This is a genomic window from Caulobacter sp. Root343, from assembly GCF_001425745.1.
Lineage (GTDB): Bacteria > Pseudomonadota > Alphaproteobacteria > Caulobacterales > Caulobacteraceae > Caulobacter.
The window spans coordinates 64,244-76,312 of record NZ_LMDF01000007.1 but is presented as its reverse complement, the minus strand read 5'-3'; the positions used below and the strand labels follow the sequence as shown (position 1 = coordinate 76,312).

The following is a 12,069-nucleotide window of genomic DNA, read 5'->3' as shown; positions in this document are numbered from 1 at the left end:
TCTGAAATACAGCCGAAGATGGCAGTCCCTAGGGGAGTCGAACCCCTCTCTCCAGATTGAAAATCTGGCGTCCTAACCGATAGACGAAGGGACCACGTCACGCCGAAGCGGAACATCGTCGAGATATGGCCTCGCGGGTGGCAGTCCCTAGGGGAGTCGAACCCCTCTCTCCAGATTGAAAATCTGGCGTCCTAACCGATAGACGAAGGGACCACGGCCCCGCGAGGAAGCGGGTGTATAGCCGCGTCGTTTGGGGTGCGCAACCCGCTCGAAGCCGTTTTTTCAGTCCGTCTACGCCGCCCAGCTAGAGTGCGTAACGCGCCCTGGGATCGTGGGCGTCCTCGATCTCCAGCTGGACGCCGTTGCGGCCCATGTAGTCGTCCGGCTTCAGCTTGCCCGCCACGTCCAGAGTCCCCCCACCGGCCAACAGGCGCTGGCCCAGCGGCGTCTCGGCGCTGCGCCAACTGATGGCCTTGATCCGGTCGCCCGTGGGCCCGACGAGGTCGAGGCGCACGTGCCCGCCCTTCAGGGCCGAGACGCGATCGGGGCGCACCTGGGTCAAGGCGAACATCGGCTCGGGATTGCCCGGGCCGAACGGGGCCAAGCGCTGGAAGTCATCCAACAGCGCTCGATTCGCCGCGCGCGGCTGGACCAGGGCGTCGATCTCTACCGCTTCGACGCCGACCGCTTCCATCTCGCCGGCCAGCCGCTCCTCCAGGAAGGCGCGGAATTCGGGAATCATCTCAGGACGGATCGACAGGCCCGCCGCCATGGCGTGACCACCGCCGGCCATCAACAGGCCCGCCTCGAAGGCGGCCTGGATCGCCCTGCCGAGGTTCACGCCCGGCTGCGATCGCCCCGAACCCTTGCCGACATTGGCGGCGCGATCGACGCCGATCACCACGACGGGCTTGCGATAGCGCTCGCGCAGACGGCCGGCGACGATGCCGATCACGCCGGGGTGCCAGCCCTCGCCCGCCACGACGATCACTGGCGCGTCGGTATTGAAGTTGCCACGCTCGAGCACGGCCGCGGCCTCCTCGACCACGGCGGCCTCGACCGCCTTGCGCTCGGTATTGAGGCCATCCAGCTCCTCGGCCAGGGCGGCGGCTTCCAGAGGATCATCGGTCGACAGCAGGCGCGCGCCGAGATCCGAGCGCCCGATGCGGCCGCCGGCGTTGATCCGAGGCCCCAGAATGAAGCCGGCGTGGAACACGGACGGATCCCCCGAGCCCTTGCCCACCGCGAACAGGGCCTTCAGCCCCGGATTGGCCCACGCCCCCATGGTTCGCAGCCCTAGCGCCGTCAGGGCGCGGTTGAACCCGACCAGCTGGGTGACGTCGCAGACCTCGCCGAGAGCGACGAGGTCCAGCCATTGGCGCGGGTCCGGCTGCGGACGCTCGTCGGTGAACAGGCCGCGTTTACGCGCTTCGCGGTTCAGAGCGGCCAGCAGCACGAACGTCACGCCGGCGGCGGCCAAGACCCCCTGCCCGCTCTGGCAACCCGGCCGGTTGGGATTGACCACGGCGGCGGCGGCCGGCGGATCCTCGCGCATCAGGTGGTGGTCGATGACTACGACCTCGAGGCCGATCTCGGCGGCGCTGGCGATGGCGTCATAGGCGGCCGCGCCGCAGTCGAGGGTGACGACCAGTTCGGCCCCGCCCTCGCGAATGGTGCGGAACGCCGCCGGACTGGGGCCGTAACCCTCGGTCAGGCGATCGGGAATGTAGATGGGCAACTCAACGCCCATGTACCGGAACCAGCGCACCAGCTGGGCGGCGCTGGTGGCCCCGTCGACGTCATAGTCGGCGAAGACCATGGTCGGCCGCCCCTGCTCCAGCGCGTCGATCAGGATCTCGGCCGCCCGATCCATGTCGGTGAAACTGGAGGGGTCGGGGAACAACGCCTTCAAGGTCGGGCGCAGATAATGCTCGGCGCCGTCCAGCGAAACGCCGCGCGACACTAGGGCCCGGGCCAGGGGCTCGATCAGCCCGTGGCGCTGCTGCAGGTCGCGCACGACGGCGAGGTCCGCCGGGCGTTCGCGCCAGGCGCGGCCGCTCAGCGAACGTTCGACACCCAGGAAGGCGTCGGGGGCGATATTGGAGACACCGTCAGCGGCCATGGCGGCAGACTACTCGTTCGTACGGATTCGCTCTACGACGCGGCGGCGACAGTCCCGGACGTGAGGAGGCGCTAGGCGTTCATTTCCGTCCGCACGGCCTCGACCTCGTTGGCCGAGCCCAGCACCACCGGCACGCGCTGATGCAGCTTGGTCGGCTTGATGTCGAGGATGCGCGTGACACCGTCGGTGGCCTTGCCGCCGGCCCGTTCGACAACGAGAGCCATCGGGTTGGCCTCGTACATCAGGCGCAGCTTGCCGGGCTTTTCGGGCTCGCGAGCGTCCCACGGATACAGGAAGATCCCGCCGCGCATCATGATCCGATGGACGTCGGCCACCATCGAGGCGATCCAGCGCATGTTGAAGTTCTTGGCCCGCGGACCATCCTTGCCGCTCAGGCAGCCGTCGATATAGCGGCGCACCGGCTCAGCCCAGTGGCGCTGGTTCGACATGTTGATCGCGAACTCGGCCGTGTCGGCCTTCACGCTGAGCGATGGATGAGTCAGCAGCCATTGGCCCTCGGCGTCGAGCGTGAAGGCGTTGACGCCGTTCGACAGCGTCAGGACCAGCATGGTCTGCGGGCCATAGACCGCGTAGCCGGCGGCGACCTGGTTGCCGCCCGGCTGCAGGAAGTCGGCCTCCGCCGGCGCATGGTCGGCCGGCGCCGGAAGCACCGAGAAGATGGTGCCGACCGAGACATTGACGTCGATGTTGCTGGAGCCGTCCAGCGGGTCGAAGGTCACCAGATAGCCGCCGACGCGGCCGGTAGGCTCGATCTCTTCCAGCTCTTCCGAGGCCAGTCCGGCGACAGGCGCGCAGCCCTTCAGGGCCTCGCTCAGCATGTCGTTGGTGATGACGTCGAGCTTCTTTTGCTCCTCGTCCTGGACGTTGGTGCTGCCGGCCGCGCCCAGGCTGCCCGACAAGGCGCCGGAGGCGACGACGCGGCTGATCTGGGCGCAGGTCGCCGCGATCGTCTGGACGACCTCCTTGAGGGCGGCGTCCGCCGGCTCCGCCGCGAGCCATGCGGCCAAGTCGACAAAGGAAGTCATGGGAACCTCAAAACCAGAAAGCGGAACGGCCGCCCTTACAGGACGGCCGTGACAGGAAGGTCTCAGACCTTCCGCTTCATGCGGACCTCGCGGACAGTGCCCGTCGAGGAGTTCATCACTAGGGTGTGGGTGTGGACGCAGCCATCACGGTAGACGACGCCGTCCACCAAGCCGCCACGAGTCACGCCCGTAGCGGCGAAGATCGCCTCATCGCGGACGATCTCGTGCAGGTCGTACTTCTTGTCGAGCTCGGTGATGCCCCACTTGGCGGCGCGGGCGCGCTCGTCGCCGTTGCGGAACAGCAGGCGCCCTTGGAACTGGCCGCCGACGCATTTCAGGGCCGCGCAGGCCAGCACGCCCTCCGGCGCGCCGCCCGAGCCCAGATAGAGGTCGATGCCGGTCGACGGATCAGTGGTGTTGATCACGCCGGCCACATCGCCGTCGGTGATCAGATGGATGCGCGCGCCGGCGGCGCGGACATTGGCGATGATCTCGGCGTGGCGCGGCCGATCCAGCACGCAGACCGTGATCTCGGTCGGCGCGACGCCCTTGGCCTCGGCCAGGGCCCTGATGTTCTCGGCCGGCGATTTGTCGAGATCGATGACGCCCGCCGGCAGGCCGGGGCCGCAGGCGATCTTGTCCATGTAGGTGTCGGGCGCGTTCAACAGCGTGCCCTTTGGGGCCCAGGCCATCACGGTCAGGGCGTTGGGCTGCGACTTGGCCGCCAGAGTGGTGCCTTCCAGCGGATCGAGGGCGATATCGACCTTGGGGCCCTTCCCGGTGCCGACCTTCTCGCCGATATAGAGCATCGGCGCCTCGTCGCGCTCGCCTTCACCGATGACGATTTCGCCGTCGATGTTCAGCTCGTTCAAGGCGTTGCGCATCGCATCGACGGCGGCCTGGTCGGCGGCCATTTCGTCGCCGCGTCCCAGCATCGTCCACGACGCGATCGCGGCGGCTTCGGTCACGCGAACCGCGTCCAGGACCAGCGAGCGGTCCAGGGTGTTCGAACTCATCCGTCTCTCCCGGCCTCCCCGGAAAAGGAGGCCTTGTTCCCAATGTCGCCTTCGGCGCCCGCCTTTTCGGCGGGTCGTTTAGATGCGCGCGACGCGCAGAAGGCGGGGACGCTCTAGCACGGTCTGCAGCTTTTCGATGCGGCTAATCGCGTCCAGGAGGTTCGATTCTGGCGTCGCATGGGTAACGAGCACGATCGGCACGCCCCCCGCGCCTTCGACGGGCTTTTGCAGAAAGCTGTCGATCGAAACACCGCATTCGGCCAGGGTTTCGGAGATGGCGGCGATCACGCCCGGTTGGTCCTGGACCATGACGCGCAGATAGGCCTTGCCCACCGCGCGAGCCGGATCGATCGGCGTGAACGAGGCCAGATCACCGGCCGGGGCCTGGAACACCGGGCGCACGGCCTGGGTCATCACGTCGGCGATGTCGGCGGCCACGGCGGCGGCGGTGGGGCCCGCGCCGGCGCCAGGTCCCTGGACGAAGATCCGGCCGATCCGCTTGCCCTCGATGAACAGCGCGTTCAGCGCCCCGCCCGCCTGGGCCAGGGGATGCTCGAGCGGAATCAGCGACGGATGCACCTTCACCGCGACGCCGTCATCGGTCTTGGCGGCGCTGGCCACCAGCTTGATGCGATAGCCCAGGTCCTTGGCCAGCTTGATGTCGAGCAGTTCGACGTCGCTGATGCCCTCGATCTCGGCGGCCGCGAAGTTGGGGGCGCAGCCGAAGGCCAAGGCGGCCAGGATGCTGATCTTGTGGCCGGCGTCGAAACCGCCGACGTCCATGGTCGGATCGGCCTCGGCATAGCCCAGCCCCTGGGCCTCGCGCAGCACGTCGGCGAACGAGCGACCGGTCTTCTCCATCTCCGAGAGGATGAAGTTGCAGGTGCCGTTGAGGATGCCGGCCACAGAGACGATGTCGTCGCCGACCAGGGCTTCGCGCATCATCTTCACGGCGGGCACGCCGCCCATCACCGCGGCCTCGAACAGCAGCGGCGCGCCATTAGCTTCCGCCAGGGCGGCCAGCTCGGCGCCGTGCTCGGCGATCAGCGCCTTGTTGGCCGTGACCACCGGTTTGCCGGCCTTCAAAGCTGTCTCGACGGCGGCCTTGGCCGGACCGTCCGAGCCGCCGACCAGTTCGACGAAGATGTCGACGTCCGGCGAGGCGGCCAGCGCCACCGGATCGTCGAACCAGGCGAGATTGGAAATGTCGACCGTGCGCGGCCGCGACTTGGAGCGGGCCGAGACGGCGGTGACCACGGCGCGATCGCCAGCAGGCGCGAAGCCCGGGCGCTCGGCCAGGAACTGCAGGAGGCCGCCGCCCACGGTGCCCAGGCCCGCGACGCCGACGCGCCAGGTCTTGTTCGTCATCTTCGAATCCTCGTTACGCCGTCCGGACGAGCCCTGTTCAGGCCTGTTCCATCGTGTTGTGGGCCTTGGCCAGGATGGTGTCGGCGTTGGCGATGAATTTCTTCACGTTGCGCGCCGCCTGGCGGATGCGGTGCTCGTTCTCGACTAGGCCGATCCGGACATAGCCCTCGCCATATTCGCCGAAGCCGATGCCCGGAGCGACGGCGACGCCGGCTTCCTCGATCAGCAGACGCGAGAACAGCATCGAGCCGGCCTCGCGGTACTGTTCGGGGATCTTGGCCCAAGCGAACATCGAGGCCGGCGGATTGGGGATGTCCCAACCCGCGCCCTTCATCGATTTGATCAGGGTGTCGCGCCGGCTCTTGTAGATGCCGCGGATCTCGTCGACGCAGTCCTGCGGACCGTTCAGCGCCGCGGCGGCCGCGACCTGCACCGGCGTATAGGCCCCGTAGTCCAGGTACGACTTCACGCGCGCCAGGGCCGCGCAGATGCGGGCGTTGCCGACCACCATGCCGACGCGCCAGCCGGCCATGGCGTAGGTCTTCGACAGCGAGTTGACCTCGACGGCGATGTCCTTTGCGCCCTCGACCTGCAGGATCGACGGCGGCGGGTTGTTGTCGAAATAGATCTCGCCGTAGGCCACGTCGCTGATGACCAGCAGGTCGTGCTTCTTCGCCAGAGCGACCGCGTCCTTGTAAAAGTCCAGGTCGACCCACTGGGCGGTCGGATTCGACGGATAGGACAGGATCAGCACGCTGGGCGGCGGCACCGAGTGTTTCACCGCGCGGCTGATATTGGACAGGTACTCTTCCGGCGAGAGAGCCGGCACGTGGCGGATGATGCCGCCGGCCATGATGAAGCCGAAGGCGTGGATCGGATAGGCCGGGTTCGGGCAGATGATCACGTCGCCCGGACCGGTCAGGGCCTGGGCCAGGTTGGCGAAGCCTTCCTTGGATCCGAGGGTGGCGATCACCTCGGTGTCGGGGTTCAGCTTCACGCCGAAGCGGCGGCCGTAATAGTTGGCCATCGCCTTGCGCAGGCCAGGGATGCCCTTCGAGGCGGAGTAACGCCCCGCCTTGGGATCGCGCGCCGTCTCGATCAGCTTGTCGACGATGTGCTGTGGCGTGGGCATGTCCGGATTGCCCATGCCGAAGTCGATGATGTCGGTCCCCTCGGCGCGGAGGCGCGCCTTGATCTTGTTGACCTCTTCGAAGACGTACGGCGGCAGACGGCGGATGCGGTGGAAATCGGTGCTCATGAGGGCTCTATGCGCCGCTTCGGCGCTTTGGGAGCGGAAAGTCGGGCATGGATAGACCCCAAGCGGGGGCGAGCCAAGCCGGTTCAAGGAAGATTATGCCTCCGTCGCCCTGTCAGGGCTGGGACGGAGGCGCGCTAGCTCGGCCGCGGGCTGCGCGCGCGAAGGCTTCAGTGGCGGCGCGATCGGCGTCGGTCGGCGCTTCGAAGGCCGGCGGCTTGACCTCGCGACGCGCCTTCGAGGCGTAGGCCTCGGTGTCCTTCAGCTCCCAAGTGCCCGGAGCGACGGCCTTGGTCAGAGCCTCACCGGCGACCTGTTGCTTGACGACGGCCGCGCGGATCTGGTCGGCGGTCGGGACGTCGGTCGGAATCGCCGGAATGTCCGAAAACTTGCGGTAGGAGGCCTTGGTCTTGGCCGCGGCGGTCGCCGAGGCGGCGACGGGCGAGCTGGGATCGACCTTGGCCGTCGTGAACGGGCTGGCGACGCATGCGGCCGCGCCGGCGGCGAGGCCGACGGTTAGAGCGATACGTACGATTTTGCGGGTTTCGCCGTTCATTGGTTCTGGTCTTATGCGATGATCGCGGCGAGTGAAAGGCGTTCGGCGCCGCTTTTCGCGAACTGCCCCTGGACAAGCGGAGGAAACCTCATGGCCACGGCGAAGGCGGCTTCAAAGCCTAAGAAGAAAGCCGCTCCCAAGGTCGAGACAACCGAACCCAAGGCCAAGGCCGGGTCCAAGGCCGCGAAGTCCAAGACCAAGTCGGAGGGCGCGCCACCGCCCAAAGCCGAATCGGCCGCTCCGCCTCCAGGGCCGCAAGCGTCCGGAGGCGCCAACCCTGGCGCGCCGCCCTTCCCGCCGTTCGAGACCGTGCTCTCGCCCGACCAGCTGAAGATGGTCGAGACCCTGTCGGCCAACCTGGCGCGCGCCGCGGTGACCGCCCAGGGCGCGATCGCCGAGGCCGCCCTGCGCCAGGCCGACCGCCCGGCGGCCCTTAGCCCTGATCCTTTCCACGTCGCCCCGGCCCTGAACGAGGTGATGTCCCGCTTGGCGGCCCAGCCCGACCGACTGATGCGGGCCCAGGCCGATCTCTTCAGCCAGTACATGGACCTTTGGCAAACGACCGCCCGTCGCGCCGCCGGCGAAGAGGTCTCCCCCGTCGTCGCGCCGGCCGCCGGCGACAAGCGTTTCAACGATCCCGACTGGGCGTCCAACCCGATGTTCGACCTGATGAAGCAGTCCTATCTGCTGTCGTCGAACTGGCTGAACGGCCTGATCGCCGAGGTCGACGGCGTCGATCCGGCCAGCAAGCGGCGGGTCGAGTTCTTCACCAAGATGCTGACCGACGCGTTTTCGCCGTCGAACTTCCTGATCTCCAACCCCGCCGCCCTGCGCGAAGTGGTGCAGACACAAGGCCAGAGCCTGGTGCGCGGCATGGAGAACTTCGCGGCCGACCTCGATCGTGGCGGCGGCCAATTGGCGATCAGCCAAACAGACCTGGCCAAGTTCAAGGTCGGGGAGAATGTCGCCACAGCTCCGGGCAAGGTCGTCTACCAGAACGACATCCTGCAGCTGCTGCAGTTCAATCCGACCACCGAGACGGTCAACGAGATCCCGCTGCTGATCTTCCCGCCGTGGATCAACAAGTTCTACATCCTGGACCTGCGCCCCGAGAACTCGATGATCCGCTGGCTGACCGGCCAGGGCTTCACGGTGTTCGTCGCCTCCTGGGTCAATCCGGACCAGAATCTCGCGGCCAAGACCTTCGAGGACTACATGTTCGAGGGCATCTACGACGCGACGCAGCAGGTCATGACCCAGTGCGGCGTCGATAGGGTCAACACGGTCGGCTACTGCATTGGCGGCACGCTGTTGTCCGTCGCCCTGGCCCACATGGCGGCGCGCGGCGACAAGCGGATCAACTCGGCCACCTTCTTCGCCGCGCAGCAGGACTTCGCCGAGGCCGGCGACCTCTTGCTGTTCACCAACGAGGAATGGCTGCAGTCGATCGAACAGCAGATGGACGCCGCTGGCGGCTTCCTGCCCAGCCAGTCGATGGCCGACACGTTCAATGCGCTGCGCGGCAATGACCTGATCTGGTCGTTCTTCGTCAGCAACTATTTGATGGGCAAGGAGCCCCGCCCCTTCGACCTGCTGTTCTGGAACGCCGATCAGACGCGGATGCCCAAGTCGTTGCACCTGTTCTATCTGCGCAACTTCTACAAGGATAACGCTCTGACCACGGGTAAGCTCAGCCTGGGCGGCGAGCAACTGGACCTGTCGAAGGTGAAAACCCCGATCTATGTCCAGTCGTCCAAGGACGACCACATCGCGCCGTTCCGCAGCGTCTATCGCGGGGCCAAGGCCTTCGGCGGACCGGTGACCTTCACCATGGCTGGCTCCGGCCACATCGCCGGGGTGATCAATCACCCGGACGCCAAGAAGTACCAGCACTGGACCAACGACGGCTTGCCCGGCGACGTCGGCGACTGGATTGCGAGCGCGGAGGAGCATCCCGGCTCCTGGTGGCCGCATTGGGCCGCGTGGCTGAGGGCGCGTTCGGGCAGCCAAATTCCGGCTCGCGATCCAATCAAGGGACCCTTAAAGCCGCTCGAGGACGCGCCGGGCAGCTTCGTGATGGTGAAGTCGCAGCCCTGAGGCCGCGACGTCTCCCGCGTCAGATCACACCGATCTCGTAAGCCAGCTCGACCGACAAGGCTTCGTTGCTCTCGATCAGCGCGCCGGCGCGGATCAGGTGCTCGCGGAACCGCGGGTCTTGCCGGAATCGCTCGCTGTCCTCCGCCGTCTCGAAGGCCGACACGAAGACGATCGTATTTTTCTCGGACGACTTGAACAACCGACCGCCGCGCACGCCCGGAACCGTGCCGCGGATACGCTCCAGATGCGCGATCTGAAGGGCCATGAACTCTTCGAAGTGGCCTGGCTTGATCCGGATGACGCTGATGCTGAGCGCCGGCTTGGCCGACTGGACGGCGTCAGCGACTTGGTCTTGAGCGGCGAGGGTCATGAAAGCTCCTGGGCGGTTGCCTGTTGAGGAGCCTCTCCTGTAAAACCTCAACCATAGTTGAGGTCAAGCGCCCATGTCGAAATCCTCTTCGCCTCCGACACTGAGCATCGGCGAAGTCGCCAAGCGTAGTGGCGTCGCCGTTTCCGCCTTACATTTTTACGAGGCCAAGGGACTGATCCGCAGCCTGCGCACCGATGGCAACCAGCGGCGCTATCCACGCGGCGTGCTGCGGCGTGTGGCGGTGATCAAGGTGGCTCAACGCACCGGCATGCCTCTCTCTGAAATTCGCGAAGCGTTGGCCGCCCTGCCCGACGACCGCGCACCCAGCGCCGACGACTGGAAGACACTTTCCACCAGCTGGCGCGACGAGCTGGATGTCCGCATTCGCCGCCTCTCCCAGTTGCGCGATCAGTTGGGCGATTGCATCGGCTGCGGATGCCTGTCGCTGACCGCCTGCCCACTCCGCAATCCGGGAGACGCCCTAGGCGCTGGCGGCTCCGGCCCACGTCTTCTGGAGGTTGAAGACAACTAAGATCGCGCAAAGACCCGCGTTCGCCCAAAAGTCGCCAGGATCGCGGTTAAGCTTCCGCGCCATGCTTACGCTCGACCGTCGGACAGCTTTGGGAATGTTCGCCGCCACGCCGTTCCTGGTGCGCGGCGGGCTCAGCCATGCCTTGATCCCGAACGCGGGCGCCAAGCTGGCCGCCGCCGCCCGCGCGCAGATCGGGGTCACGGTCGATTACGATCCCAGCTACCGGTCGATCGGCTATCCGAACGGCGACGTGCTGCGCACCCGTGGCGTCTGCTCGGACGTGTTGATCCGCGCCGCCCGTGACGCCTGGAACATCGACCTGCAAAAGCGTGTGCATGAAGACATGGTCCGCGCCTTCGAGGCCTATCCCTCGCGCCGGGCGTGGGGTCTGACCGCGCCGGACGCCAATATCGACCATCGGCGGGTGTTGAATCTGGAGACGTTCCTCGCGCGCCAGGACGCCAGGCTGACCATCGCCGGCTCGGGGCCGTTCGGCGGCGACGGCTTCGAGGCGCCCCAGCCCGGCGACGTATTGACCTGGCGGCTGGCCGCCGGCGGCCGTCCACACTTGGGCGTGGTGGTCGACGGCCCGCAGCATGCGCGCGTGGCGCACAACATCGGCGACGGCGTCCGCGAGGAGCCACTGTGGATGTTCAAGCTGCACAAACCCGCCGGCCACTACCGCTGGCGGGTGTAGACGCCGAGGACTACAGGCCCGCGTCTTCCTTCAGGCCTAGGGCGATGTTCAGATTCTGAACCGCCGCGCCCGACGCGCCCTTGCCCAGGTTGTCGAGCAAGGCCACCAGGCGCGCCTGGCCGCTGGTGTCCGAGCCGAACACGAACAGCTTCAGACGATTGGTGCCGTTCAGGCCCTCGGGATCCAGGGTCGACAGACCCTTGGCCTCCTCCAGCGAGGCGACCTCGACGAACTTCTCGCCCTTGTAGTGCTTGCAGAGCGCGGCGTGGATGTCGCCCAGCGACGGCGCGCCGTTCAGGGTCGAGAAGTACAGCGGCATCTCGACGATCATGCCCTGGAGATAACGGCCCACGGCCGGCATGAAGATCGGCCGGTTCAGCAGGCCGCCGTGCTTCTGCATCTCCGGCACGTGCTTGTGGCTCATCGACAGCCCGTAGATGCGATACGGGACCTTGGTGTGGTTGGCGGCGCCCTCGTCCTCGAACTCGGCGATCATCGCCTTGCCGCCGCCGCTATAGCCCGAGACGGCGTTGTACGAGACCGGCAGCTCCGGCGGCAGGATGCCGGCCGAGACCAGCGGCCGCGTCAGGGCGATGGCGCCGGTCGGATAGCAGCCCGGATTGGAGATGCGCTTGGACGCGGCGATCTTGCCCCGTTGCTCGCTATCGAGTTCGGCGAAGCCATAGGCCCAGCCCTCGGCGGTGCGATAGGCGGTCGAGGCGTCGATGATCACGGTGTCGGGGTTGGTCACCAGCGACACGGCTTCCTTGGCCGCCTCATCGGGCAGGCACAGGATCACGGCGTCGGCGCCATTCAGCATCTCGGCGCGGGCGGCGGCGTCCTTGCGCTTGTCGGGATCGATCGAGACCAGCTGCAGGTCGGTGCGGTCAGTCAGCCGCTCGCGGATCTGCAGGCCGGTCGTGCCAGCTTCGCCGTCGATGAAGACCTTGGGGGCGTTCGCCATGGCGGACTCCGATCCAGACAAGAGATGGAATGGACAAGAAAAAGGG

The 12,069-nt window shown here is 66.9% G+C and carries 11 protein-coding genes and 2 tRNA genes; 3 read left to right on the top strand and 10 right to left on the bottom strand.

From position 1 onward, the window contains the following. Positions 1 to 19: 19 nt before the first annotated feature. From ASC70_RS13120 to ASC70_RS13085, 8 genes are all read right to left on the bottom strand, one after another. Positions 20 to 94: transfer RNA gene (locus ASC70_RS13120), tRNA-Glu, on the bottom strand. Between the two features lie 44 nt (positions 95 to 138). Next, positions 139 to 213 (bottom strand) — tRNA-Glu (locus tag ASC70_RS13115). Between the two features lie 91 nt (positions 214 to 304). Then, a complete protein-coding gene (recJ, locus tag ASC70_RS13110; protein WP_056050749.1) occupies positions 305 to 2,122 on the bottom strand; it encodes a single-stranded-DNA-specific exonuclease RecJ in 1,818 nt (605 codons plus the stop codon). A gap of 71 nt (positions 2,123 to 2,193) precedes the next feature. Continuing rightward, complete coding sequence (locus tag ASC70_RS13105) at positions 2,194 to 3,168, bottom strand: class 1 fructose-bisphosphatase (protein ID WP_056050747.1); 975 nt, start codon at positions 3,166 to 3,168, stop codon at positions 2,194 to 2,196. Between the two features lie 62 nt (positions 3,169 to 3,230). After that, on the bottom strand, positions 3,231 to 4,184 hold the full coding sequence (glpX, locus tag ASC70_RS13100) for a class II fructose-bisphosphatase (RefSeq protein ID WP_047406129.1): 954 nt from the start codon (positions 4,182 to 4,184) through the stop codon (positions 3,231 to 3,233). Between the two features lie 78 nt (positions 4,185 to 4,262). Then, on the bottom strand, positions 4,263 to 5,552 hold the full coding sequence (locus ASC70_RS13095) for a homoserine dehydrogenase (RefSeq protein WP_056050745.1): 1,290 nt from the start codon (positions 5,550 to 5,552) through the stop codon (positions 4,263 to 4,265). Positions 5,553 to 5,589: 37 nt separating this feature from the next. Next, positions 5,590 to 6,810 carry an LL-diaminopimelate aminotransferase gene (locus ASC70_RS13090; RefSeq protein WP_047406135.1) on the bottom strand — a complete coding sequence of 407 codons (1,221 nt, stop codon included), beginning with the start codon at positions 6,808 to 6,810 and terminating at the stop codon, positions 5,590 to 5,592. 112 nt (positions 6,811 to 6,922) lie between these two features. Beyond that, positions 6,923 to 7,363 carry a hypothetical protein gene (locus ASC70_RS13085; protein ID WP_047406137.1) on the bottom strand — a complete coding sequence of 147 codons (441 nt, stop codon included), beginning with the start codon at positions 7,361 to 7,363 and terminating at the stop codon, positions 6,923 to 6,925. A 90-nt stretch (positions 7,364 to 7,453) separates the two neighbouring features. Here ASC70_RS13085 and phaC point away from each other — a divergent pair, with 90 nt between their 5' ends. Next, positions 7,454 to 9,460 carry a class I poly(R)-hydroxyalkanoic acid synthase gene (phaC, locus tag ASC70_RS13080; RefSeq protein ID WP_162247216.1) on the top strand — a complete coding sequence of 669 codons (2,007 nt, stop codon included), beginning with the start codon at positions 7,454 to 7,456 and terminating at the stop codon, positions 9,458 to 9,460. A 19-nt stretch (positions 9,461 to 9,479) separates the two neighbouring features. Here the strand turns inward: phaC and ASC70_RS13075 are convergent, their stop codons facing one another. Further along, complete coding sequence (locus ASC70_RS13075) at positions 9,480 to 9,830, bottom strand: putative quinol monooxygenase (protein WP_056050743.1); 351 nt, start codon at positions 9,828 to 9,830, stop codon at positions 9,480 to 9,482. Positions 9,831 to 9,903: 73 nt separating this feature from the next. Between ASC70_RS13075 and soxR the strand changes: the two genes are divergently transcribed. Both soxR and ASC70_RS13065 read left to right on the top strand, forming a co-directional pair. After that, complete coding sequence (soxR, locus tag ASC70_RS13070) at positions 9,904 to 10,362, top strand: redox-sensitive transcriptional activator SoxR (protein ID WP_056050741.1); 459 nt, start codon at positions 9,904 to 9,906, stop codon at positions 10,360 to 10,362. Positions 10,363 to 10,423: 61 nt separating this feature from the next. Then, entirely contained in the window at positions 10,424 to 11,059 is a 636-nt protein-coding gene (locus tag ASC70_RS13065; RefSeq protein WP_056050739.1) for a DUF1287 domain-containing protein, read from the top strand. Between the two features lie 10 nt (positions 11,060 to 11,069). On the opposite strand, the gene argC is transcribed toward ASC70_RS13065, so the two are convergent. Then, positions 11,070 to 12,023, bottom strand: coding sequence for an N-acetyl-gamma-glutamyl-phosphate reductase (gene argC / locus ASC70_RS13060; RefSeq protein ID WP_056050737.1), 954 nt, complete (start codon positions 12,021 to 12,023; stop codon positions 11,070 to 11,072). Positions 12,024 to 12,069 lie beyond the last annotated feature (46 nt).